The 23,807-nt window shown below is 41.5% G+C and carries 23 protein-coding genes; 8 read left to right on the forward strand and 15 right to left on the reverse strand.

What is annotated here, in order from left to right; all coding sequences use genetic code 11:
- Window positions 1-10: 10 nt before the first annotated feature.
- From DUT71_RS20320 to DUT71_RS01800, 3 genes are read right to left on the reverse strand one after another with little or no spacing between them, the layout of a single operon-like run.
- Entirely contained in the window at window positions 11-535 is a 525-nt protein-coding gene (locus tag DUT71_RS20320) for a hypothetical protein (RefSeq protein WP_205313812.1), read from the reverse strand.
- 53 nt (window positions 536-588) lie between these two features.
- On the reverse strand, window positions 589-945 hold the full coding sequence (locus tag DUT71_RS20325; protein WP_205313814.1) for a hypothetical protein: 357 nt from the start codon (window positions 943-945) through the stop codon (window positions 589-591).
- Between the two features lie 13 nt (window positions 946-958).
- Window positions 959-2,026 carry an acyltransferase family protein gene (locus DUT71_RS01800; RefSeq protein WP_113660807.1) on the reverse strand — a complete coding sequence of 356 codons (1,068 nt, stop codon included), beginning with the start codon at window positions 2,024-2,026 and terminating at the stop codon, window positions 959-961.
- Window positions 2,027-2,282: 256 nt separating this feature from the next.
- Between DUT71_RS01800 and DUT71_RS01805 the strand changes: the two genes are divergently transcribed.
- On the forward strand, window positions 2,283-3,248 hold the full coding sequence (locus tag DUT71_RS01805) for a GDSL-type esterase/lipase family protein (protein ID WP_113660808.1): 966 nt from the start codon (window positions 2,283-2,285) through the stop codon (window positions 3,246-3,248).
- A 25-nt stretch (window positions 3,249-3,273) separates the two neighbouring features.
- On the opposite strand, the gene DUT71_RS01810 is transcribed toward DUT71_RS01805, so the two are convergent.
- From DUT71_RS01810 to DUT71_RS01840, 7 genes are all read right to left on the reverse strand, one after another.
- Window positions 3,274-3,957: an FkbM family methyltransferase gene (locus DUT71_RS01810; protein ID WP_113660809.1), complete on the reverse strand. Its 684-nt coding sequence runs from the start codon at window positions 3,955-3,957 to the stop codon at window positions 3,274-3,276.
- Between the two features lie 239 nt (window positions 3,958-4,196).
- Window positions 4,197-7,172 carry a translation initiation factor IF-2 gene (gene infB / locus DUT71_RS01815; RefSeq protein ID WP_113660810.1) on the reverse strand — a complete coding sequence of 992 codons (2,976 nt, stop codon included), beginning with the start codon at window positions 7,170-7,172 and terminating at the stop codon, window positions 4,197-4,199.
- A 70-nt stretch (window positions 7,173-7,242) separates the two neighbouring features.
- Window positions 7,243-8,478, reverse strand: coding sequence for a transcription termination factor NusA (gene nusA / locus DUT71_RS01820; RefSeq protein WP_113660811.1), 1,236 nt, complete (start codon window positions 8,476-8,478; stop codon window positions 7,243-7,245).
- 2 nt (window positions 8,479-8,480) lie between these two features.
- Window positions 8,481-8,945 carry a ribosome assembly cofactor RimP gene (rimP, locus tag DUT71_RS01825; RefSeq protein ID WP_113660812.1) on the reverse strand — a complete coding sequence of 155 codons (465 nt, stop codon included), beginning with the start codon at window positions 8,943-8,945 and terminating at the stop codon, window positions 8,481-8,483.
- 159 nt (window positions 8,946-9,104) lie between these two features.
- Complete coding sequence (locus tag DUT71_RS01830) at window positions 9,105-9,782, reverse strand: hypothetical protein (protein ID WP_162795913.1); 678 nt, start codon at window positions 9,780-9,782, stop codon at window positions 9,105-9,107.
- Window positions 9,783-9,850: 68 nt separating this feature from the next.
- On the reverse strand, window positions 9,851-11,113 hold the full coding sequence (locus tag DUT71_RS01835) for an MFS transporter (protein ID WP_113660814.1): 1,263 nt from the start codon (window positions 11,111-11,113) through the stop codon (window positions 9,851-9,853).
- 63 nt (window positions 11,114-11,176) lie between these two features.
- Window positions 11,177-11,596 (reverse strand): Ig-like domain-containing protein, encoded by a 420-nt coding sequence (locus DUT71_RS01840; RefSeq protein ID WP_113660815.1) that lies wholly within the window; start codon window positions 11,594-11,596, stop codon window positions 11,177-11,179.
- Between the two features lie 17 nt (window positions 11,597-11,613).
- Here DUT71_RS01840 and DUT71_RS01845 point away from each other — a divergent pair, with 17 nt between their 5' ends.
- Complete coding sequence (locus tag DUT71_RS01845) at window positions 11,614-11,961, forward strand: phage holin family protein (protein ID WP_113661080.1); 348 nt, start codon at window positions 11,614-11,616, stop codon at window positions 11,959-11,961.
- A gap of 72 nt (window positions 11,962-12,033) precedes the next feature.
- Here DUT71_RS01845 and DUT71_RS01850 read toward each other — a convergent pair whose 3' ends face one another.
- The 3 genes from DUT71_RS01850 to panC form a co-directional block, all read right to left on the reverse strand.
- The gene (locus DUT71_RS01850; RefSeq protein ID WP_113660816.1) at window positions 12,034-13,173 is read right to left on the reverse strand and encodes an acyl-CoA dehydrogenase; all 1,140 of its coding nucleotides are present in this window, start codon (window positions 13,171-13,173) and stop codon (window positions 12,034-12,036) included.
- Window positions 13,174-13,396: 223 nt separating this feature from the next.
- Window positions 13,397-13,747: an aspartate 1-decarboxylase gene (gene panD, locus DUT71_RS01855; RefSeq protein WP_113660817.1), complete on the reverse strand. Its 351-nt coding sequence runs from the start codon at window positions 13,745-13,747 to the stop codon at window positions 13,397-13,399.
- Window positions 13,748-13,898: 151 nt separating this feature from the next.
- A complete protein-coding gene (gene panC / locus DUT71_RS01860; RefSeq protein ID WP_113661081.1) occupies window positions 13,899-14,747 on the reverse strand; it encodes a pantoate--beta-alanine ligase in 849 nt (282 codons plus the stop codon).
- 148 nt (window positions 14,748-14,895) lie between these two features.
- On the opposite strand from panC, the gene DUT71_RS01865 reads away from it, so the two are divergent.
- The 3 genes from DUT71_RS01865 (at window position 14,896) to glmS (ending at window position 19,097) form a co-directional block, all read left to right on the forward strand.
- Window positions 14,896-15,720 (forward strand): glycogen/starch synthase, encoded by an 825-nt coding sequence (locus tag DUT71_RS01865; protein ID WP_113661082.1) that lies wholly within the window; start codon window positions 14,896-14,898, stop codon window positions 15,718-15,720.
- A gap of 25 nt (window positions 15,721-15,745) precedes the next feature.
- Window positions 15,746-17,176, forward strand: coding sequence for a DUF4270 family protein (locus DUT71_RS01870; protein ID WP_113660818.1), 1,431 nt, complete (start codon window positions 15,746-15,748; stop codon window positions 17,174-17,176).
- 82 nt (window positions 17,177-17,258) lie between these two features.
- Entirely contained in the window at window positions 17,259-19,097 is a 1,839-nt protein-coding gene (gene glmS, locus DUT71_RS01875; protein WP_113660819.1) for a glutamine--fructose-6-phosphate transaminase (isomerizing), read from the forward strand.
- Window positions 19,098-19,162: 65 nt separating this feature from the next.
- Here the strand turns inward: glmS and DUT71_RS01880 are convergent, their stop codons facing one another.
- Both DUT71_RS01880 and mutY read right to left on the reverse strand, forming a co-directional pair.
- Entirely contained in the window at window positions 19,163-19,591 is a 429-nt protein-coding gene (locus DUT71_RS01880) for a single-stranded DNA-binding protein (protein WP_113660820.1), read from the reverse strand.
- Between the two features lie 12 nt (window positions 19,592-19,603).
- Window positions 19,604-20,650, reverse strand: a complete 1,047-nt coding sequence (gene mutY, locus DUT71_RS01885) for an A/G-specific adenine glycosylase (protein WP_113660821.1) — start codon at window positions 20,648-20,650, stop codon at window positions 19,604-19,606.
- Window positions 20,651-20,824: 174 nt separating this feature from the next.
- Between mutY and DUT71_RS01890 the strand changes: the two genes are divergently transcribed.
- From DUT71_RS01890 to DUT71_RS01900, 3 genes are all read left to right on the forward strand, one after another.
- The gene (locus DUT71_RS01890) at window positions 20,825-21,127 is read left to right on the forward strand and encodes an HU family DNA-binding protein (protein WP_113647492.1); all 303 of its coding nucleotides are present in this window, start codon (window positions 20,825-20,827) and stop codon (window positions 21,125-21,127) included.
- Window positions 21,128-21,139: 12 nt separating this feature from the next.
- The gene (locus DUT71_RS01895; protein ID WP_240186822.1) at window positions 21,140-21,988 is read left to right on the forward strand and encodes a tetratricopeptide repeat protein; all 849 of its coding nucleotides are present in this window, start codon (window positions 21,140-21,142) and stop codon (window positions 21,986-21,988) included.
- 237 nt (window positions 21,989-22,225) lie between these two features.
- Window positions 22,226-23,773 (forward strand): Rne/Rng family ribonuclease, encoded by a 1,548-nt coding sequence (locus DUT71_RS01900; RefSeq protein ID WP_113660822.1) that lies wholly within the window; start codon window positions 22,226-22,228, stop codon window positions 23,771-23,773.
- Window positions 23,774-23,807: the final 34 nt, after the last annotated feature.

A 23,807-nucleotide genomic window follows, 5' to 3' on the forward strand; every position in this document is an offset into this window, starting at 1 on the left:
AAAAGGAATCCTAGTTTCCCTTATCCTTTAGTTTTTGTTTAACAGACTTCCAAGTTCTTGACAATAGCCCTTTGCGCCTTTCGGGCACTATTGGATGCTCCACGCTTTGAGTAAAAAGATCAGCTTGGGCATCGGGGATAAAAAAGCTGGGAGCTATTATTTCCGTAATTTCATGAGTAGGTAAATTTGCATGTGGGTGGTCGCCAAAGGTATGGGTTGCATCTTCTCCAAAACCAATATTTTTAATCATATTGCTATTGGGGATAATACTTAGCCTATTATTGATTAGGTTACAATAAGCATATTGATAATCCCAAGTATTGATGTTTTGATGAAACGTTGCCGAAAGATTTCTGTACCATATATTACGATAAGCTGCATGGCTGGCTAAGTTTTCTAAATGATTAACGGTGAACTGTTCAAAGCTTTTCATGTCCACGTCATAAGTATTCCATACCCTACGCCAACTAGCCCAGCCCCAAACGTGCGTTAACCTTGAAAAATAATAAGAACCATCTCCTATCGTTTTTCCCATCTGGAAATTACTTCCGCCGATATGCCCAATACGATCATCATTCCTATATTCTGCTAAAAGATGGCTACAAAACGCAAAAAAGCTCTCGGACGGTAAACAAAATCGTCCTCCAAGATAATCCCTTCTTCTACATGGCTAAAAAACCAATCAATAGCAGTACTTACGGCTTTTCTACAGCCCAAATTTTGCGCCCTAAAAAGAGTTTTAACTTCACAGTCCCAATCTACTTTTTGAACAATATCCCTTACCTGTTCTACTTTTAATTGCTCTTCTGGACTTCTAGCCCCATCTGCCGCAACATATAGATATAAAGGTTGTGCTTTTCTTATTTCCTCAAATACAACCGCTGTAGTTTCGGGCCTGTTAAAAACCAGAAATAAAACTGGTGTTGTTTTGTCAAACTTCAACATCTTTGCTCAATAGTTATCGTCCAATTATCCATTTCAATTTTGTTTTAGATATCAAGTAAATCACCAGCATTGCGCTGCCATAAACTACCACAAATCTTGATACCACAAAAAAGATCATCCCTAAACTAGTCATATCTTGAACAAGAGGCAAGTGAAACGGCCTATATACTTCTGGTAAAAGAATAACTACAAAAATATAGTGTATCAAATAAATACCAAATGTAGTTTCACGTGGTTTAAGATAATTTACAAATTTGAAGTTTTTAATTTTAAACAGTAAAATTAAAACGGCGATAGAGTAAAATGAGTTACTTATCCTCAACGTATTATAAGGATCAACGCTCTTCACTTTAATCAGGTGAACAACGTCAAAAACCGACCATAAATAGGTGAGCAAAACTATTGATATTATTATGATGTATGGCGTTTTTTTAATCACACTTTCTATAACAAGCCAATATTTGTTGGCCATAGCGCCAAGCCATAAATAGAAAACAAACCCGAAAATGGCAATGGTATGGGAAGGAAGAAACCATTCTGTATAAACATTTACGTTGTAGATAGCAGTAAAAATAAAAAGTACACCGCCCAACCACCAACTGTACAGATATTTCTTAAAAATCAGTAACAAACCGATACAAAATAGGAAGTTAATGATAAACCAATAATTTGTGTACAAATAAGTAACCTTAAATCTATCTACAACTTCTGCCGTAAGGTTAAAGTTATTTCTTTGTTGTACTTTTTGTTGTATCAAACAGCATAGGATATAAATTAGAGACCAAATTACCCACGGTACAAATATAACTTTTAGCCTTCTCTTAAAATATTCCCAAGAAGAATAGGTTGTGAACTTGCTCCCCAATAAAAAACCTGCCAGCACAAAAAAGCTGATGGTCCCAAATTTACCCAATTGCCCAAGGCATATATAGAGTAAATGCTTGAAAGAAAAATCATTGAAAATGTAAGTGCCGTTATGAACGCTGTGCTCAAATACAATACCCATCATTGCGATACACCTAATGGTATCAACAAAATCAAAATTCTTCGTTTCGTTTCCTACAGTTACATTTCCCATCATTTCAGTTTCCGCAAAAAAAGCATTTTGAAATATTATTCAAAGGTCATTTAACAAAATTTAACGCCACAAAACTAAGTTTTGCCCAAAAGCACAGGCTACTTATTTTGCCAACCTAAAATCATACAACAATGTAAATCAATTACTTAATAAGGATGCACAGCGTAAAAGGAAGAAAACAATCCTATGGTTAACGCATATGACCTATCTAAAATATTACATATATTTGTAATTCTATATTTTTCTATCATTACATAAAATGAAGTTATTAATATCCGCTCTCGTCTATATCTTTTTTATAGGTATATGTTTTGATGCGGAGGCCCAGACCCAAGCGGTAAGTTGTCCAGAGTCTGCGCAATATTATTCAAAAGACAGTATTAATGTTATCACTTTTGGAGCAAGTACTGTAGAGGGTGTAAATGGGCTAGAATTTCAATCTTATCTTACACAAAACTTCACCAAGTGCTACCTTAACAAAGTAATTAAAGTAGAAAAATACGGTATAGGAGGCGAAACCACTGGCCAAAGCCTACTTAGATTAAACGCTGCAATTTTTGGAAAGACCGGCTTTATCAACATAATGGTGGGTGTAAATGACGCCATAAGAATAGAAGCAGGAAGGCAATCCATTGATGAAACGGAGGCCAATATGAGGCAAATCATTAAAATTGTTTTAAACCAAAAATTAATCCCCGTAATTTCTACTCTCCAGTTTTTTGATGATAGAAATGATCCAAGAGCAAGGCGTATAAACGGGGTTATTACTCAAATCAATACGCTTTATAGGAAAATAGTCAAAGAAAACGGGATTTATCTGGCAGACATCAACAGGGTATTTAGGCGTGATTTTGCGCTTTATCAAGATAATATACATCCTAATGCCAGGGGCTATAGAATAATTGGCTTTGTAATTTTTGACACCATAAACAAGATAATTGCAGAGCGGTTTTTGCAGTTTACGGTATCACAAAACTATCCAAATCCCGCGGCAAGTGGGTATGCTTCTATTGATGTGGTAATGCCCGAGTCGGATAAGATAGAGCTTAGGATCTATTCTGTACAGGGCAAACTGATGGCTACTCCAATAAATGAATATCTAAATACAGGGAAACACGTAGTAAAGCTAGATTTAAGTCAATTTCCCAATGGTATTTATATCTATAAAATCACTTCCACTTCTGGGCTTTACAACGCTACAAAAAAGCTAATTGTTTCCAGATAACTTATTTTTTGTCCATGAATTGGCGTTAATTACGTCTAAACAGCATGGTTCTATGTGTTTTTGCAACAAGTTCATATCCCTTATTTATCAAAAACTTATAAACCTCTGAGCTAGTAATTTGTGAAAACGGTATGATATCTTCGGCGAATATAAAATCTGGTTGGTATTTGTCCCAATTATTAGATTTAAGCACCTGCAAATCCAACCCCTCTACATCTATGGTCATAAAATCAATATGTTGATTTTCGGGAAGATATTTATCCAATACCTCGGCCAAAGGGTAAATTGCAATCTGCTTAACTTCTTTAATTTTATATTGCGTGGTATGATGCCTTTCTTCCGATAATTCCTTTGAAAAACTATTTAATGCAGGCTCATAAAAGCAATAGAAACTAAGCTCACTATAACTTTCACCGATCCCAATATTAAGGTTGATATCTCTTGTTCTATGTTTTTCGAAAAGATCCATTGCATCTGGCGTTGGCTCAATATTAATTCCGCGCCAACCTCGTTCGTAAAAATGAGCAGTGTTTGAGAACCTAAAAGGATGTAAAGCTCCAATATCTACAAAGAACCCATTTGGCCTACCTCCCATATCATCAAAAAATGCGCTTATTAGCATATCTTCTCCGTCTTGGGAATAAGACTTCTTGAATTCGGCAATATTACGCTCTTTAATTTTAAAGATCCTCTTAAGTAATTTTTTCATAAAGGGATTGGAGCTAACTATTTTATGGTTTCTTCTTTATTTTATGTCCACAAATATCGAAAATTTAAAGATAGAAAGGCCTGTAATTAAAACAAAAAAGGAGAATACATGATTGCTCTCTGTCCGATGCTGGGGAAGTATTTAAGCCCGAATTTGCTTTTATATGAAAAGGTCTCTGATACCTAAACATAAAAGGGGACGAATATTCGTCCCCTTTTATGTTTATAATTTGGTAAACCTTACAGTTTACGTTTTACTTCTACTTGTTCGTAAGCTTCCACAATATCCCCTACTTCAATATTATTAAAGTTTTGGATATTCAAGCCACATTCGTAACCTTTAGAAACTTCTTTCACATCGTCTTTAAAGCGTTTCAATGAAGCTAGCTCGCCAGTGTAAATTACCACCCCATCACGTACGATACGGATTTTGCTGTTTCTGGTAATCTTACCATCCAACACCATACATCCTGCAATGGTACCCACTTTAGAGATTTTAAAGGTTTCCCTGATTTCTACGTTAGCCACAATCTTCTCTTCAAACTCTGGTGCCAACATACCTTCCATGGCGGTTTTAATTTCGTTGATGGCATCGTAGATGATCGAGTACAGGCGGATATCGATCTGCTCTTGCTCTGCCAATTTACGCGCACCTGCCGAAGGGCGAACCTGGAAACCTACGATGATCGCATCAGAAGCTGAGGCTAACAATACGTCGGATTCTGAAATCTGTCCTACACCTTTGCTGATGATATTGATCTGGATTTCCTCGGTAGAAAGTTTTAGCAACGAATCGGCCAGCGCTTCGATAGAACCATCCACGTCACCTTTGATGATCAAGTTAAGCTCCTTGAAGTTGCCAATTGCTAAACGACGGCCAATTTCTGCCAAGGTAATATGTTTCTGTGTACGTAAGCCTTGTTCACGCATTAACTGTAAGCGTTTGTTGGCAATGTCCCTGGCTTCGGTTTCGCTTTCCAAGGCGTTAAACCTATCACCCGCAGTTGGTGCACCCGACATCCCTAATACCTGAACTGGTACCGAAGGCCCTGCTTCACTTACTTTAGCGCCACGCTCGTTGAACAATGCTTTTACCCTTCCGCTGTAGCTGCCCGCCAAAATTGGATCTCCAACTTTTAAAGTACCGCCTTGTACCAAAACAGTTGTCACAATACCGCGTCCTTTATCAAGCGTAGCTTCAATAACAGTTCCTGTGGCTCGCTTATCGGGGTTTGCTTTTAATTCCAATAATTCGGCCTCGAGCAGTACTTTATCCAATAGCAGGTCAACATTTAAACCGCTTTTACTTGAAATTTCCTGCGATTGGTATTTACCGCCCCAATCCTCAACCAAAATATTCATGGTTGATAACTGTTCGCGGATTCGGTCTGAGTTGGCGCCTGGCTTATCAATTTTGGTGAATGCAAATACCAAAGGTACGCCCGCAGCCTGGGCATGGTTAATGGCCTCTTTGGTTTGGGGCATCACGGCATCGTCGGCAGCTACCACAATAATGGCAATATCTGCTACTTTAGCACCACGTGCACGCATGGCAGTAAAGGCTTCGTGGCCAGGTGTATCCAAGAACGTAATTTCTTTACCGGCACTCGTAGTTACTTTATAGGCACCAATGTGCTGTGTAATACCACCGGCTTCACCAGCAACTACATTTGCCTTACGGATATAATCCAGCAATGAGGTTTTACCGTGATCCACGTGTCCCATAATGGTTACCACAGGTACACGAGGAACCAGATCCTCTTCTGCATCTAGCTCTTCAATGTTGATGTCTTCCTCTTCGTCTGGTTTTACGAACTGAACTTCGTAGCCAAACTCATCGGCAACAATCGTTAAGGTTTCGGCATCTAAGCGTTGGTTAATCGAAACAAACATCCCTAGGCTCATACAGGTTCCAATAACTTTGGTTACCGGTACGTCTATCATGTTTGCCAATTCGTTGGCGGTAACAAACTCCGTTACTTTCAACACTTTTGATTGCAATTCTTCCTCTAAAGCTGCCTCTTCCGCTGAAAGCGCCACATCGTCTCTTTTTTGACGACGAAGCTTGGCTCTTTGGGCAAATTTACCCGACTTACCTGCACCGCTTAAACGGGCAAGGGTTGCCTTAATTTGATCTTGTATTTCTTTCTCGGTTGGCTCCTCTTTTGGAGTATTTCCCGCAGCAGCGTTTCTATTTCCTTGATAACCTGGGCGGCTATTATTTCTGTTTCCTTGGTAGCCGCCACCCTGGCCGCCGCCGGGGCGGTTATTGCCGCCTTGATAAGGAGGTCTTTGACCACCGCCTTGCTGATTACCTCCGGGTGTGCCTGTACTTTGCTGGCCTTGTTGATGGCCGGTTCCTGGAGCTCCTGGTGTTTTTTTACGCTTACGTTTACGTCTGGCAGCCTCACTATCGCTAGACGAAGAAGCCACAGGCTGATTTCTACGATCTGGCGTAGTTGGCAATTCAATTTTACCAATGATGTTTGGCCCAGATAATTTTACCGATCTGGCTTTAATCACTTCGTCCTTTGGCGCTTCTGGTTTTGCTGGCGATGGCGCTGGTGCCGGCACTGGTTTTTCCTCAACAGGTTTTACTGGCTCAGGCTTTGCTGCAACAGGTTCCTCAGCTTTAACCACTGGGGCAGCTGGTTTTTCTTCAACCTTTGGCGGTTCCACCGGCTTTTCCTCTTTGGCTGCCGGCGCTACTGGCTCTTCCTTTTTAGGCTGACGATTTTTAGGATTCAGATTGTTAAGATCAATCTTTCCTATCACTTTCACGCCCGGCAATGAAGAATCATCCGCATTTTCAACGGGCTTGCTCTCTACAGGTTTTGCGGCTTCTTTTTCAGGTTCAGCAGGTTTTTCGGCCGCAGGTTTCTCTACTGGCGGCGTATATTGATGAAGATTTTTAATTAATACACCTTCATTTTCAAAATCCTGATTTCTTTTTGCAGGTTCAGGAGCTTTCTCTGTTGTTACTTCAGGTTCATCACGACGAATTTTGCCAATAACTATTTGGTTAGCCTCCTCTTTAACTATTTTATCTCCCTGAAACTCTCTCAACAAGACATTGTACATCTCTCCAGAAAGCTTAGTATTGGGCTTATTATCCACAGCATAGCCCTTCTTCCCAAGGAATTCTACCGCGGTAGCTAATCCTATGTTAAGCTCTTTTGCTGCTTTTAATAACATTATTGTTTTGTCGTCTGACATTTATTATCCTGTTTTTTTTACTAATTATACAAAAGTAACGTTTATTCTTATTAATTCAAGTATCTGGTGTTTATTCAAATTCTGATTTTAGAATAGCAACTACTTCCTTAATGGTTTCTTCTTCTAAGTCGGTACGTTTTACCAGTTCGTCCACAGATAAAGCTAATACACTTTTTGCGGTATCAAGGCCTATCGCTTTCAACTCATCAATGATCCAACTATCAATTTCATCCGAGAATTCTTCAATGTCCACATCCTCGTCTTCTTCATCGGCTTCGCGATATACATCTATTTCATAGCCGGTTAACTTGCCCGCAAGTTTAATATTGTGGCCTCCACGTCCTATAGCCAACGACACTTGGTCTGGCTTTAGGTACACTGAAGCGTGTTTCGTTTCATCGTCTAATTTAATAGAAGTGATTTTGGCAGGGCTTAATGCACGTTGTATATATAACGAAATATTGTTGGTAAAGTTGATGACATCGATATTTTCGTTTTTCAGCTCTCTTACGATACCGTGGATACGGGATCCTTTCATGCCCACACAAGCGCCTACCGGATCAATCCTGTCATCATAGGATTCTACGGCAACTTTGGCACGCTCTCCTGGTTCACGGACAATTTTTTTGATGGTGATCAGTCCGTCAAAAATCTCTGGCACTTCAAGTTCGAACAAACGTTGCAGGAACTCAGGGGCAACCCTCGAGATGATGATTTTAGGGGTAGCGTTTACCATATCCACCTTAGCGATCACGGCTTTTACAGAATCTCCCTTTTTGAAATAATCGGCAGGAATTTGTTCTGTTTTAGGCATCAATAATTCGTTGCCCTCGTCATCAAGTACCAAGGTTTCTTTTTTCCAAACTTGGTAAACTTCGCCCGTCACAATCTCGCCTACCCTATCTTTATATTTCTTGAAGATTTCATCCTTTTCCAGCTCCAATACTTTAGATACAAGCGTTTGACGGGCAGCTAAAATTGCTCTACGGCCAAAGCTTTCTAAGGTAATCTGCTCGATGTAATCATCGCCCACTTCTAAATCCGGATCGTATTGGTGAACTTCTGCAAGCTCGATTTCCAAATCATCATCTTCAGAAAAACCGTCTTCCATTACCTTTCTGGTTCTCCAGATCTCTAAGTCTCCGTTATCTGGGTTCACAATTACGTCGCAGTTTTCATCAGTTCCGTACTTTTTACGCAACATACTGCGAAACACCTCTTCCAATACGCTAATTACTGTAGGGCGGTCGATATTCTTGAAGTCTTTAAACTCCTGAAAAGAATCGATTAAATTAATATTGTTCATTTTTACTTAAATGAAATTAAAACCTTTGTTTCTGTTATATCGTTCAATGCAATTTGGCTGTTGACCAATTGTATTTTTTTTCCTTTTTCTTTGATCTTCTCCTCTATGGTGATGGCGCTTTCGTTCACCGCTACCAGTTTTCCCTCTTTCTTATCGCCATTGGCCAGTTTAAGCCCAAGTTCGCGGCCAATATTTTTCACATATTGCCGATGTAGTTTTAGGGCTTCGCCCACGCCGGGAGAAGAAACTTCTAAATTATAGGCTGTTTCAATCGCATTTTCTTCCTCCAAATGGAAGCCTACATGCCTGCTAATAGCCACACAATCCTGTATGCTAATGCCTTGGTCGCCGTCAACGTGAATAACCAACTTGTTGTTTGGAAGCATTTTAACCTCCACCAAAAACAAATCTGGCCTATCCGCAATTTTCTCTTCTACCAGTTCAGCAACTCTCTTTTCTACTTGCATTTTGTTATTTTTTGCTAAATAAAAAGAGGGGACACTCGTCCCCTCTTTTCTTGTTTTGCTCTGCAAAGATACAAAAATATTTTAAAGCCACAAAGCCTTGTCCACTTATATAGAACAAATAGAGAGATTTAGCGCAGGTAAATGCGCTGTTTGCAGCCGCTAAAAATTAAATCTGGCACCCAGGGAAACATCTAGTCTGCTCAAATTTTCCCGTTGGTTATCTTCCAGTTTTCGAACCTCCGATACCCCCATGCCTTCTACGGTAATTTTGCTCAAAGAGCCCCCAACCATTGACAGTTGCGCTCCCAAAGCCAAATATTTAGTAACCTTCACATCATAAGCGGCATCTATTGCCGCCCCAAATGTGCTCCCCGTTAACTTAACTGGTATATTTCCTATAGAGGAGTTATCACGATGGCCCAGGTAACCCATTCCCAAACCAAACACAAAAGTGTGAACATTACTTGCACTGGATTTTTTGGCCGAAAAACTTGGGCCAACAAAAGTGGTGGTCAGGTGGTCACTGATCGATACCCTGGCATCTTCAAATGTTGAAAACCCGCTGTTTGAGCTTTTAAACTGGTTAAATTTAAGTCCAAGCCCCCATGATTTTACAAAATAGGTGGCATCAATACCGTAGTGGTATCCCGATTTTAATGCTCCAACATAGTCTCGATCCTCGGCGGGAACTTCCGAAGATGTTTTGGCCAGCATTTGGCTAAATCCGCCATTGAAGGCGATGCGAAAACGTTGGACATTTAAAGCTGTAGAAGCTGTTTGTTGAGCGCTGGCGTTAAAGGCCCATACCGTTAATAAAACGGCGAATAATTTCTTCATAAAATGAATAAGTTTTTTGTCTTGGTTTTTATTGGCTGAAGATAGTAAAATTGTTTCCACCAAAGAAGTTAATGCTCAACCACAGGAGAACTGTTTGGCATTTTAGCCATTTTGGCCTCCACAATTTTATTCACCCTGCTCATTAACCAGATACTGATGATGCCAATCACCACAATTACATAGGCCACCATATCATAATGCTCCAAAGGCTGTCCTTTGCCTTTTGAGGTTACGATAAGACCCGCAGCAATAGACGCCACTCCGCCAGCAATTTGCTGCAGGGAGGTATTAATGCTCATGAAAGCGCCCCGATCCTGGGGTTCTGGAATGGCAGAGGTTAGGGCCTGCGAAGGAATCATGCGGCTCATCACGCCCATCATCATCAACACGTTGATTAGCACCACCACCAAAAATGGCGTAACCGAAAGATTGGTATAAATTACACACATTACCATCATCCAAATGGAGGCCAAGGTAAAGATCTTCATCTTGCTGATCTTGTCGCTCAATTTTCCAATCATGGGCAGGATAATGAGCGAACTCAAGCCCGCTACCATAAAGAGCATGGGCAGCTGGTTTTCGGTAATGCCAAGGTTATTGATGGCAAAGGCACTCCCAAAGGGCATCATCATAAAGCCGCCAATGGAAAGTAGGGCGGTTGAAGTAAATCCTATGCGATGTTTCTTTTGTTTGATGGTGTGCCACAAATGGGCGAGGGCTGTTTTTTCTTTTTTAAGGAAAAGATGTTCGGTTACGGGCCTCAGCTTGATGGCAATAAAAACACCAGCAACAATGGCCAAAGCTACGACCAACCAAAACGGCGCTTCCCATCCCCATAAATTTGCCAAATAAAGCCCAATAGGAACTCCTAGCACCTGACTGGCCCCAAACGCCATTTGTACAAAGCCCATTACCCGGCCCCGCTGCTGCAAGCTAAACAAGTCGGTTATAATGGCCATGCCTATTGAGCTGATCACTCCTCCAAAAATCCCTGTGATGATGCGGGCGGCCACCAATTGTGCGTAGGTATGAGCCAGGCCACAAAAAACAGTCCCCAATATAAAGCCAGCATAAAAGAACAATAACAGTTTTTTTCGGTCAAACTGATCGGCAAAACCCGCTGTGAGCAAACCCGAAACACCGGCACTTAACGCATAGGCCGAAACCACCACAGCAAACTCCTTAGGACTGAGGCTCAGCGACTTCATCAAAATATCGCCCAATGGCGACATCACCATAAAATCAAGAATAACGGTAAATTGCGTTACCGCCAGTAAAAAAATCACTAATTTCTGATAGCTGGTGAAGGTACTTGTTTTTTGTTCAGACATGGGAGGGCTTTAGCCGCCAAAGATAGCAATCTTCACTAACTAATGTTCAAAATAGACCTGCCGCTATCGGCTCAATCTTTTCTCCTGCATTTTAGGGTTATGCCCCAAATCAGCGCGAAGGATATCTCTGGTTTTTCCGAAGCTTGAGTTCAATACCGTTTGTACCACATAAGTGGTGCCTTTTGAAAATGGTTGGTGGGGTTTAAACACAAGTACCTTGTTTTGGACCTGCAAACTTCCCGTCACCATACGATCTTTTAATTCCCGGCCGTCATCTTGCACCACAACATTCAGTAGAGTTTTGGCAAAAGCAGTATCGGCTACGTATTTATGGAGCTGGAAAAGGTTGGCATCTTCTATCCCGCTAAGCTCAATCTGGCTACTATCGGCCGAAAAATGGATGTCTAATTTTTTATCTCCCTTGAAAAAACAAGCGCTAAAAATTAAACAACATGCAATAATTAGTGTTATTTTGCTGAACATTTAACGAAGTTACTATGATTAAACTAATTTTAGAAGTACTATTGATGGGCCTTGCCGTATTAATTGGGGCTTATTTAGTACCGGGCGTTAGTGTAGATGGCTATGGAAGCGCCATTATTGCCGCTCTTTTAATTGCCGCAGCTAACGCTACCATAGGTTTGGTATTGCGGGTGTTTACTTTTGTGTTAAACTTTTTAACCTTGGGCCTGGTATCATTCATCATTTCAGTGCTGATGATCTTGTTGGTTGATAGCTGGATGACGGGATTTAACACTTCGGGTTTTTTCTCGGCCGCTATCTTAGCCATTGCGGTTACGGTAATCAAAATGATTTTGGATGCCGCTTTTGGCACGGCCGAGTCGTAACCAGAGCCCTTCTTTGGCTAGAAAAGCCGAAGAAGGGCCGGATTAAATACAGCAAAACAGCTTTAGCGCAAATTAGCCCAGTACACTCCTGCTGATTACCACTTTCTGTATTTCGGAAGTGCCCTCATAGATTTGTGTAATCTTGGCGTCGCGCATCAATCGCTCTACGTGATATTCTTTTACAAAGCCATAGCCTCCATGGATTTGTACGGCTTCGACGGTTACGTCCATGGCCACTTTGCTGGCATATAATTTGGCCATCGATCCTTCCAGTGTATATGGCAGTCCTTGGTCTTTTAGCCAAGCGGCACGGTACACCAACAATCTGGCGGCTTCTATCTGAGTAGCCATATCCGCAAGTTTAAACGCAATGGCCTGGTGGTCGGCAATGGGCTTTCCAAAAGCTTTGCGTTCTTTGGAATAGGCCAACGCCAGCTCATAAGCCCCTGCGGCAATGCCCAAAGCCTGCGCAGCAATGCCAATACGTCCGCCTTCCAAGGTTTTCATGGCAAACTTAAACCCGAAACCATCTTCACCAATGCGGTTCTCTTTAGGGACCTTTACGTCATTAAACATTAACGAATGGGTATCAGAACCACGAATGCCCAATTTGTTTTCTTTGGGGCCTACGGTAAAGCCGGGAGTTCCTTTCTCTACAATAAAGGCATTGATGCCCTTATGTTTTAATTCTTTATGGGTTTGGGCAATTACCAGGTAAGTACTAGCGGTACCGCCATTGGTAATCCAGTTTTTGGTTCCGTTCAAAAGGTAATGATCGCCCTTGTCTTCGGCCGTAGTTTGCTGTGAGGTGGCATCAGATCCCGCTTCGGGTTCCGAAAGGCAAAAGGCGCCTATCTGGGTTCCGGCAGCCAAGGGCTTCAGATATTTTTCTTTCTGCGCTTCGGTGCCGTATTTTTCCAATCCATAACAAACCAGGGAGTTGTTTACGGAAACCACTACAGAAGCAGAGGCGTCTATCTTGGAGAGTTCTTCCATCACCAGGGCATAGGAAACGCTGTCCATACCTCCGCCATTGTACTTTGGATCAACCATCATCCCAAGAAATCCGAGCTCGCCAAGCTTTTTAACTTGTTCAGCCGGAAATTTTTGATGTTCATCTCGGTCTATTACGCCGGGTTTTAATTCATTTTGGGCAAAATCTCTGGCGGCCTGCCTAATCATCTGCTGCTCTTCGCTTAGTTCAAAATGCATAAAAAGGTAAATTGGTTAGATTTCAAAGATAGCACTTTCCAAACAATACTATGCAAACATAGCATTTATTTCCTGTGGGCGAGCTCAAAGTGCGGCCTTACTTTTTGGGAAAAACCATGCTCCATGAGTTATTGGGCCCGTCGCTAGAGTTTTGGCGCAGGCAACCTACAGGTCGAGGAAGAACAAACGGAATGATGATGAAAACATCTCGAGTTAACGCCCGTTATTTCAGCAAACGGTTGTTATCGTCGGGGAAAACTAAAATTGGTTGGTATTTTTTCGCTTCTTCGATAGGCAGAGAACCATAGGATATAATGATAAGGATGTCGCCAACCTGCACTCTTCTTGCCGCAGCGCCGTTTAAGCATATCGTGCCCGTACCCCGCTCACCTTTGATAACATAAGTTTCAAAACGTTCGCCATTGTTGTTGTTCACAATCTGCACTTTTTCGTTGGCAATGATATTGGCCGCATCCATCAAATCTTCATCAATGGTAATGCTTCCAACATAGTTAAGCTCAGCCTGGGTTACCCTAACACGGTGTATTTTCGATTTTAGAATCTCGATAATCATTTGGCAAAGTTAGGAATTAAGTTTTAGAGTTTGCATCGAACAGTTTTCAGTTTAAAGTCAAAAAGCCAACATCAATATAGAACTAAGTTATTGACCACCTAAAGCACCACAGCACATTTAAGCCTTAGGTTTACCAAGGGTGGTTAAAAAACTATTTAATGATTACATTGTCGATTAACCGAGTCTGTCCAACCTTAGCGGCAACCAAAGCAACAGTATTTTGATGTGTTTTTTCTGTAATAGGCCGCAGGGTATCGCCGTTGGCAATGGTCAAATAGTCTAATTCTACGCCGGGCATTTGGTTAATCATTGCTTTGGCATTTTCCAAAAGTTGGCTAAGGTCCAAGCGTTTATAATTTGCTTCGATATAGAACAAAGCTTTGCTCAATGCTAGCGCATGTTCCCGGTCAGCTTGGCTCAAGTGGATATTCCTGGAGCTCATTGCCAGCCCATCGGCTTCCCTGATAATCGGACAAACGGCAATTTGCACATCCAAACCGAGCGCCTCAACCATGTTCTTGATCATCAGCACCTGCTGAAAATCCTTTTGACCAAACATCGCCACGTCAGGCTTTACCGCATCAAAAAGCTTATATACAATTTGTGTAACTCCTTGGTAATGTCCCTTTCTAAACTCGCCTTCCAGCACAAACTCGGCTTCTCCCAAATCTATTTTCCAGCTTTCGGGCTTCGGATATCCAGGGTACATTTCTTTCACCGAAGGCATAAACACAAAATTGCACCCCGCTTCGTTAAGCATTTTAATATCGTGCTCCAAAGGGCGTGGATATTTTTCGAGGTCTTTAGGATCGGTAAACTGAGTAGGGTTCACAAAAATACTGCACACCACTACTTCGGCTAGTTTCTGTGCCTCGGCAATTAGTGAAAGATGGCCTTGGTGCAAAGCGCCCATAGTAGGCACCAATGCTATTTTCAAGCCACTTGTTTTCAAAGGTTTTAGCGAGCTCTGAAGTTCAGCTAGGGTTGCTATTACTTTCAATATTACGTTTTGTTTTGAGCCCGCTAAATTGGGCATTTCTGTAAAACTTACAAAGCGGGAATAGCAAGATATTGATAAATATTAATATTTTCCGTACCTTTGCCCCTTGATAATCTTTAAATTAACAGTAATTTAATAATATATGGAGATGGCAAAAACGAAGCTACTGATTATTACCCATGAGATGTCGCCTTTCCTCGAACTCACCAAAATTTCAGAAATTACCCGCCAGTTACCGCAGGCCATGCAGGAAAAAGGATTTGAAATCCGCATCCTGATGCCCAAATTTGGCAACATTAATGAAAGAAGAAATAGGTTGCACGAGGTGATCCGATTATCAGGGATGAACATCATTATTGATGACAATGACAACCCTTTAATTATAAAAGTGGCGTCAATACCAGCGGCTCGTATGCAAGTGTATTTCTTGGACAACGAAGATTATTTCCAAAGAAAGTACGTGTTTAGGGATAAAGAGAACAAGTTCTATGCAGATAATGATGAAAGAACTATCTTTTTCTGTAAAGGGGCATTAGAAACTGTGAAAAAACTGGGCTGGTCGCCTGATGTGGTGCACTGCCATGGCTGGATGACCTCTTTGGTTCCGGCCTATATCAAAACCACTTACAAAAACGATCCAACTTTTAAAAATGCAAAGGTTGTTTACTCGGTATATGAAAACTGCTTTGATGAAAAACTAAATGCGGATTTCCATAAAAAAGCCGTTATGAACCACATGAGTGCAGATGATACCAAAGCTTTTGCCGATGGTGACGCTAACAGCTTGCATATTGGAGCCATAACACACGCTGATGCAGTAGTTTTAGCTGACGAGAAGATTGATGAGGTGGTGTTAAAATTTGTTAAAGATTCTAATAAGCCGACTTTAGCTTTTAATTTAACCGAAAATTATGACAACTTCTACACTTTTTATGAAGAAGTTGCCAGCGACGAATTGGTTTCTTTAGCATAACAAAAGGCTTTATTTGATAATAAATATGAGATTTATAAAATTAGACTTATTGACCTTGTTGATAAGTCTTTTTCTTTTCGCATCATGCGAACGTGCCGCTACCATTGGCTTGGAAGTAGACCCTACCAACGCTATACAGGGTAATTTGATTGATACGGCCACTATCCGCTCCAGAACAATGAAAGAAGAGGCGGGCAATACCAGTTCCCTAGCCAGGTATCCTTTGGGGTTTCTTAACGATCAAGCCCTGGGAACCACAACTTCGAGCTTGGCCCTTTCGGTAAATGTTCCCAACGATGCCTATAGCTTTGGCACCAATGCGGTGCTGGACTCGGCCGTTTTGGTGTTAAACTACGCTGGTGAATTTTACGGGGACAGCACGGTCAATTACAATATTGATGTGCATCAACTTAACAACAACCTGGCTAAAGAAACCTCTTTCCTTAGTAACAGAACTTACGCATTTAACAGCACTGTTTTGGCCAACTATACTGGCAAGGTTTTTCCAACTACGCCAATTAAGGTTACAGATGTACTCACCGGAGCCAAGGACACCATTAAAACCAATACGCCCCAGCTTCGCATCAAATTAAACAACAGCTTTATTACGTCCAATATCGTAGGCCTATCGGAAACGTCCTTAAAGTACAACTCGTATTTTCAAGAAGCATTTAAAGGGCTTTATGTACAAGTTAAACCTTCAGCGCAAGGCAGCATGGGCAATGGCGGCATCATGTTTTTTGATTTAACCACCAACTCTACCTCTGGCATTATGCTGTACTACAGGAAACAGAACACCTCCACAGCTACCTTAACGGATACCGTTTCTGTAAACTTCCCCATAAGTACCGGCAGGGCTTTCAATGCCGCAAGTGTATCACATACCTATTCAACTGATGTGCAAAGCCAACTAGATGCAGATCCGAAGCAACAATTCTCTACAACCTTTTTAAAGCCTTTGGGCGGCCTAAGAACCAAACTGGCTTTCCCATATCTTAAAAAGATGAAAAATGAAATTGGCGGCAAAATAGTGGTGAACAAAGCAGAGCTGATTATTGACCTTAGCAGCGGAACAGATGTAGCTCCTTTTAGGGCGGCTCCAAGACTTGCCCTATACCGAACAGACATTGCGGGCCAAAGGACAAACCTGCCCGATAATGATGTAGGCACCAGCACAACCCCTGGCGACTTTAGAGCAAATACAGCTACCTTTGGGGGTTATTTTGACTCGACCAAAAAAAGATATGTGTTTTCCATTACGGCCTATATGCAGGACTTGATAGATGGCAAAACCGAAGATTATGGGACTTACTTAGCAGTTACCCCCACTTCAACATTTGATTTTAATCCTTCATTTGGGGTAGGTGCACGGGCAATAATCGGCAGCTTCTCGAAGGTTCCCGCAGCCGGCGACAACCTGATTAAACTCAATATCTACTACACGAAATCAAACTAACAAAAAAATTACACAAACGTTTGATAAAATCCCCCTAAAGGAATACTTTAGGGGGATTTATATTTTAACCCCCCAAAAAAACATGTGTGGAATTGTAGGCTATATAGGCTTCAGAGAGGCTTGGCCAATCGTTTTAAAAGGTCTGAAAAGACTCGAGTATAGAGGTTATGACAGCGCAGGAATTGCCTTGATAGACCATGAAAGCTTGAACATTTACAAGAAGGCAGGAAAGGTGAAAGAGCTGGAAGATTTTGCCTCGGGGAAAAACCTTTCGGGTTCGATAGGGATGGGACATACGCGTTGGGCCACCCACGGCGCCCCTTCTGATAGAAATTCACATCCTCATACTTCGCAAAAGGGGAACCTCAGCATCATTCATAACGGCATCATTGAAAACTATGCAACCCTAAAAGAAGAACTGATTTCAAGAGGACATTCTTTTAACAGCGACACCGACACGGAAGTACTGATTCATCTGATCGAAGACATCTATCAAAACAACAATGTTGATCTGACCGAGGCCGTGCGCCTGGCACTAAATGAAGTTACCGGAGCCTACGCCATCGTGATTATGGACGAAGAAAACCCAAACCAGCTAATTGCCGCAAGAAAAGGCAGCCCCATGGTAATTGGCGTTGGCCAAGGAGAGTACTTCATTGCTTCTGATGCCACCCCTATTGTAGAGTACACCAAAAATGTAATCTATTTAAATGATAACGAAATTGCTTTTCTGAAGCGCGATGAGCTGGAGATTAAACGCCTGGACAATGTGGTGCAAACCCCATACATACAAGCGCTGGAGCTTAAGCTCGAAATGCTAGAAAAGGGCGGCTACGAACATTTCATGCTGAAGGAAATATACGAGCAGCCCAGATCAATCCGCGACTGTATGAGGGGCCGTATTTATCCCGAAGAAGGCAAAGTACAACTGGGAGGCATCAAGGAATTTGCCGACAAACTGAAAAACATAGACCGCATTATCATTGTAGCATGCGGCACCTCGTGGCATGCAGGCCTGGTAGGCGAATACCTCATTGAAGAATACGCACGGATCCCGGTTGAAGTGGAATATGCCTCGGAATTTAGGTACAGAAACCCCATCATCACCGAAAAAGACGTGGTAGTTGCCATTTCACAATCGGGCGAAACGGCCGATACCATGGCCGCCATAGAAATGGCCAAGGAAAAAGGAGCGACCATTTTCGGGATCTGTAACGTTGTGGGCGCCTCTATCCCGCGTATTACCCACGCAGGTGTATATACGCACGCCGGGCCAGAGATTGGCGTAGCATCTACCAAGGCATTTACCGCACAGGTAACGGTGCTTACCTTAATGGCCTTTTATATGGCCCAGCAAAAAGGTACGCTTAGCAGTTCAAAATTGAGGGAATTGCTGACCGAGCTTGACTGCATTCCAGAAAAGATACAAACCGCATTGCTTTCCAATGATTTGATCCAAGAGATTTCAGCCAAAATTAAAGACGCCAGGAACTGCTTGTTTTTGGGCAGGGGCAGCGGCTTCCCCGTGGCTTTAGAGGGAGCATTAAAACTGAAAGAGATTTCCTACATCCATGCCGAAGGTTATCCTGCGGCCGAGATGAAGCACGGACCAATTGCCTTGATAGATGAAGAAATGCCCGTGGTATTTATCGCTACCAAAAATTCCTCGTACGAGAAAGTGATCAGCAACATCCAAGAGGTTAAAGCTCGAAAAGGCAAAGTGATTGCTATTGTGACCGAAGGCGACGTAGAGGTGAAAAAAATGGCCGACTATTGCATTGAAATTCCTGATGCCAGCGAAGCCTTTCTTCCGTTATTGGCAACAATACCATTGCAATTGCTTTCATATCACATTGCAGTGATGAGAGGCTGTAATGTTGACCAGCCCAGAAACCTAGCCAAATCCGTTACCGTTGAATAAAAAAAAGTCCCGCACGTGCGGGACTTTTTAATGTCTTTATAATTTTTGGTTAGTTAGTTATGGGTTTAAAAAGGTAAATCTCCTGACTCGTCTATAGACGTGGAAAAATCATCTTCTATTTTACTTCCACCGTTATTCCCATTAGGGGCACTCGGCTCAAAATCACTTTTTCGGCCCAACATGGTAAAGTTCTCGGCCACCACTTCGGTAACGTATTTTTTTACTTTTTCCTTATCTTCAAAAGAGCGTGTCCTTAGCTTACCCTCTATGTAAACCAGCTTTCCTTTCTGAAGGTATTTGGAAGCTACCTCGGCCAAGCCTCTCCACAGCACGATATTGTGCCATTCGGTTTGTTCAACTCTTTTTCCGTCTTTGTTAAATGTCTCTGAAGTGGCCAAAGGGAAACTAGCTACAGTAACGCCGCCTTCCAAATGTCTAACTTCGGGGTCCTTTCCCAAGTGCCCCACTAAGATTACTTTGTTAATACCTGACATAAATATATTTGATTAGTCTATATGTTTTTCAATAAAGTCCCCAATAATTTTAGGGTGCGGTAATTGTTTAAATGCTGTTATTTTAACCGATTTAATTTCTGCGTGTTCATTAAAGTTAACAATATAATTATCTATTGCAAAAAATTGAACATATATTGTTTGGTGTGTAAGTGCATGCTTTCTGCTTTCTAAAACCTTTAGCGCTACGGCATTTCCAAACATTTCTTTTACTTTGGCCAATAAGGCTGCATCATCAACCGCACATTCCTGCGACATCTCTATCAGGGGGAAATCGTAGAGCTGCTGCCACACATCGCCGGGCTTACGTTGCTTGGCCAGTATCTCATCATCAGTAATACCAACAAAATAATTGAACCATCTCTTCCTGGCCTTAACCGCTTTAAGCTTTAAAGGAAGCAGCGCAACTTTTTGATGTTTGTAGGCGTAACAACCTGCTTGTATCGGACAAGTTGCGCAAAGCGGCAGTTTGGGTTTACAATGCAAGGCTCCAAATTCCATCATGGCCTGGTTATATACCGAGGGCTGCTGGTCTTGAATCAGCTCCTGCGCTAAACCTGCGAACAGTTTTTGGCCCTTTGGTGAATTAATGGGTTCTTCAACGCCAAAATACCTGGCCAGCACGCGGTAAACATTGCCGTCAACAACGGCCTGCCTTTCATTGCTAGAGAAAGAGGATATTGCCGCAGCGGTATAACTGCCCACTCCTTTCAGCTTCACTAAATGCTGGTAGGAAGTAGGAAAAGTACCGCCAAATTCATCCATCACATATTTAGCAGTATGCAGCATATTCCGGCCCCTGGAGTAATAGCCCAAGCCCTGCCAAAGTTTTAGCACACGCTCCTCTGATGCGGCGGCGAAATGGGCCACGGTTGGAAAATTCTCTAAAAACTTGAGAAAATAAGGCAGGCCCTGCTCAACTCTTGTTTGCTGTAAGATGATCTCAGAGAGCCAGATGACATAAGGATCAGTGGTATTCCGCCAAGGAAGATCACGCTTGTTTTTAAGGTACCATTGAACAATTTCAGACTGAAAAGACATTGTAACAAAAATACAATAAAAGCCATTAAAACCGTAAAAGTTGCAATGCCATGATGGTTACCAGTATAAATAAATCATCTTTTATTTTCCTATCTCATTAAAAAGCAATACTTTTGCAACCCCAAATCAGATGTAATTAAAAAACACACACAATAATTAATTAATTTTAGAAATATGACTAAGGCAGATATTATTGCTGAAATATCAACTAAGACAGGGATTGAGAAAGTTGACGTGCAAGAAACAGTAGAGGCGTTCTTCAAGGTAATCAAAAACAATATGATTAATGGCGAAAATGTTTACGTAAGAGGTTTTGGCAGTTTTGTAGTGAAGAAAAGAGCTCAAAAAACTGCTAGAAATATCTCTAAAAACACCGCAATCATTATTCCAGAGCATTTTGTTCCTAGCTTTAAACCAGCAAAAGTATTTGTTGACAAAGTAAAAAACAGCACTAAAAAACTTAAAGCGGAAGCTTAATATTTGACAATAATGAAAAGCCCACGTACCGTACAGATTGTGATTATTGCAGGCATTGTATTGCTTGTGGGCTTTTTGTTTAGCCAAGATATTAAGGGGCTTGTAAAACCAAAGGAAAGTGTAGCTGAGGCTATGCCACAGGAAGCCCAGGCGCCCAGCTTAAGCTTAGCTGAAGTTTCGGCGACTGCCAAAAACCTGATCAGTAACGCTGCATCTAAAGAAATTACTTCGTTAGAAGCCGCCTATCAGAAAGTTCAAGGCGAAGAAAAAGTGAGCCAAGCAAAAATTTTAGCCCAAAAATGGGATGATTTAGGTCAATCTATACCTAGCGCATTCTACCTAGAAGACGCTGCTCAGGGTGAGTCTTCTTTGAAAAATTGGCTAAAAGCGGGAGATAAGTTTCTAGAAGTATTTGATCTCACTAGAGATAGTTTGGTTAAACCTATTGTATTGCAGAAGGCAAACCATGCCTATGAAAAAGCCATTGCGATCGATTCTACCAACTTAGATGCCAAAACAGGCATGGGAATTACAATGGTTAACGGCAGTGGCGCCCCAATGGCGGGCATTACCATGTTGCTAGATGTAGTTAAAAAAGACCCTAAAAACTTTAAGGCCAATATGAATTTAGGCATGTTTGCGATAAAGTCCGGTCAATTTGACAAAGCGATTACTCGTTTTCAGGACATTATCAAAAACATCAAAGCAACTCCCGATGCTTATTTTAACCTGGCTTTCGCCTACGAAAGTTTAGGGAAGAACCAAGAGGCAATTGATGCCTACCTGCAAAGTAAAAAACTGGCAGCCAACCCCACTTTATCTAGTTTCGTAGATAAAAAGGTAGCTGAGTTGAAAAGATAAAAGAATTAATAAAAACATTTAAAATTAAAAATTATGCCAAGCGGTAAAAAAAGAAAAAGACATAAAATGGCTACCCACAAACGCAAAAAACGTTTAAGAAAAAACAGACACAAGAAAAAATAATTTTTCTTGATGTATGGCCAAAGATAAATGCTTTTTCCAAGGCATTTGTTTTTGGTTTTCTAAGTTTTTTGGTCCATGTGTTAATAAGGTTTCAAAGCCTTAAAATCCGTAGCTTTGGTAAAGGAATTAATAATAGATTCTACTCCCACGGGAGTAACCATAGCTTTAATAGAAGACAAGCAACTTGTTGAGCTTCACAAAGAACACGTTAACAACAACTACGCTGTAGGTGATATTTATTTAGGCCGCATTAAAAAGATTATGCCCGGTCTAAATGCCGCATTTGTAGATGTTGGGTACGAAAAAGATGCATTTTTGCACTACTTTGATTTAGGCCCACAGGTACAATCTCTGATAAAGCTAACGAAGATTAGACGTAACGGAACACCGGGCACTTTATTGGATAACTTTAAATTGGAAGCTGATATAGACAAGGCTGGGAAAATCTCAGAGGTGGTCAGCAAAAATTTACTGGTACCAGTACAGATAGCTAAAGAACCCATTTCCACAAAAGGCCCTAGGCTAAGCTCAGATCTTTCCATTGCTGGAAGATATACTGTCCTAGTTCCTTTTTCGAATGTGATCTCCATTTCAAAAAAGATAAAAAGCAATACTGAACGTAGTCGCCTGAAAAAGATTATTGAAAGTATAAAGCCTAAAAACTTTGGAGTGATCATCAGAACGGTTTCGGAGGGTAAAGGCGTTACGGAATTACAAAAAGACTTACTGGACTCTATTTCTAAATGGGAGAGCTTTATGAAGAAGCTGCCCGAAACAGAGCCATCTAAGCGTGTTTGGGGCGAAATGGATAGGACATCAACGCTTATCCGGGATATTTTAAATACCGATTTCGCCAATGTTTATGTAAACGACCAAGCATTATTTGAAGACATTCGCTCATACGTGCACGAAATTTCGCCCGAGATGGAGCGCATTGTAAAGCACTATAGGCATAAAGAGCCTATTTTTGACCACTTTGGGGTTGAAAAACAAATTAAGAACGGTTTTGGAAAAACTGTAAACTTGGCCGGAGGCGCCTACCTTGTGGTTGAGCACACCGAAGCTTTGCACGTAATAGACGTAAATAGCGGTAATAGAACTGCCAGCAAAGAGAACCAGGAAGAAAACGCACTCCAGGTCAATAAAGAAGCGGCAAAAGAAATTGCCCGCCAATTGAGGCTAAGAGATATGGGAGGCATTGTGGTGATTGATTTTATCGATATGCACAAACCCGCTAACAGAAAAGTGCTGTTTGACCACCTGAGGGAACTGATGCTTCAGGACAGGGCAAAACATACCATTTTACCTCCTAGCAAATTTGGCTTGGTACAAATCACTCGTCAAAGGGTACGACCGGAGATGAACATTGTAACGGTGGAAAAATGTCCAACCTGTGATGGCACCGGGGAAATAAAGGCAAGTATTGTGTTGATGGATGACATTGAAAGCAACTTGACCTACATCCTGCGTGAGCAGAACGAAAAAAATATTACACTGAACGTACACCCGTACATTGCGGCGTTCATTAAAAAGGGCCTGGTTTCCCTACAGTGGAAATGGTTCTTCAAATTTGGGCAATGGGTAAAGATTAAGGCGATATCTTCTTATCACTTAACCGAATTCCACTTCTTGTCTTCCAAAGATGAAGAAATCAAACTTTAGGCTCCTTTAAAAGGAATTAAATAAAAGTCCCGAT

Source organism: Pedobacter nanyangensis, assembly GCF_003313505.1.
In the GTDB taxonomy this organism is placed as follows: Bacteria; Bacteroidota; Bacteroidia; order Sphingobacteriales; family Sphingobacteriaceae; genus Pedobacter; species Pedobacter nanyangensis.

Bases quoted from the DNA above. Each gene is read 5' to 3' on its own strand.
- glmS (WP_113660819.1), top strand. From the start codon at position 17,259: ATGTGTGGAATTGTAGGCTATATAGGCTTCAGAGAGGCTTGGCCAATC.
- DUT71_RS20320 (WP_205313812.1), bottom strand. From the start codon at position 535: ATGGGAAAAACGATAGGAGATGGTTCTTATTATTTTTCAAGGTTAACG.
- DUT71_RS01840 (WP_113660815.1), bottom strand. From the start codon at position 11,596: ATGTTCAGCAAAATAACACTAATTATTGCATGTTGTTTAATTTTTAGC.
- panD (WP_113660817.1), bottom strand. From the start codon at position 13,747: ATGATTATCGAGATTCTAAAATCGAAAATACACCGTGTTAGGGTAACC.
- infB (WP_113660810.1), bottom strand. From the start codon at position 7,172: ATGTCAGACGACAAAACAATAATGTTATTAAAAGCAGCAAAAGAGCTT.
- DUT71_RS01870 (WP_113660818.1), top strand. From the start codon at position 15,746: ATGAGATTTATAAAATTAGACTTATTGACCTTGTTGATAAGTCTTTTT.
- DUT71_RS01830 (WP_162795913.1), bottom strand. From the start codon at position 9,782: ATGAAGAAATTATTCGCCGTTTTATTAACGGTATGGGCCTTTAACGCC.
- rimP (WP_113660812.1), bottom strand. From the start codon at position 8,945: ATGCAAGTAGAAAAGAGAGTTGCTGAACTGGTAGAAGAGAAAATTGCG.
- mutY (WP_113660821.1), bottom strand. From the start codon at position 20,650: ATGTCTTTTCAGTCTGAAATTGTTCAATGGTACCTTAAAAACAAGCGT.
- DUT71_RS01890 (WP_113647492.1), top strand. From the start codon at position 20,825: ATGACTAAGGCAGATATTATTGCTGAAATATCAACTAAGACAGGGATT.
- DUT71_RS01835 (WP_113660814.1), bottom strand. From the start codon at position 11,113: ATGTCTGAACAAAAAACAAGTACCTTCACCAGCTATCAGAAATTAGTG.
- DUT71_RS20325 (WP_205313814.1), bottom strand. From the start codon at position 945: ATGTTGAAGTTTGACAAAACAACACCAGTTTTATTTCTGGTTTTTAAC.
- DUT71_RS01865 (WP_113661082.1), top strand. From the start codon at position 14,896: ATGGCAAAAACGAAGCTACTGATTATTACCCATGAGATGTCGCCTTTC.
- DUT71_RS01880 (WP_113660820.1), bottom strand. From the start codon at position 19,591: ATGTCAGGTATTAACAAAGTAATCTTAGTGGGGCACTTGGGAAAGGAC.
- DUT71_RS01805 (WP_113660808.1), top strand. From the start codon at position 2,283: ATGAAGTTATTAATATCCGCTCTCGTCTATATCTTTTTTATAGGTATA.
- DUT71_RS01800 (WP_113660807.1), bottom strand. From the start codon at position 2,026: ATGATGGGAAATGTAACTGTAGGAAACGAAACGAAGAATTTTGATTTT.
- nusA (WP_113660811.1), bottom strand. From the start codon at position 8,478: ATGAACAATATTAATTTAATCGATTCTTTTCAGGAGTTTAAAGACTTC.
- DUT71_RS01895 (WP_240186822.1), top strand. From the start codon at position 21,140: ATGAAAAGCCCACGTACCGTACAGATTGTGATTATTGCAGGCATTGTA.
- DUT71_RS01850 (WP_113660816.1), bottom strand. From the start codon at position 13,173: ATGCATTTTGAACTAAGCGAAGAGCAGCAGATGATTAGGCAGGCCGCC.
- DUT71_RS01810 (WP_113660809.1), bottom strand. From the start codon at position 3,957: ATGAAAAAATTACTTAAGAGGATCTTTAAAATTAAAGAGCGTAATATT.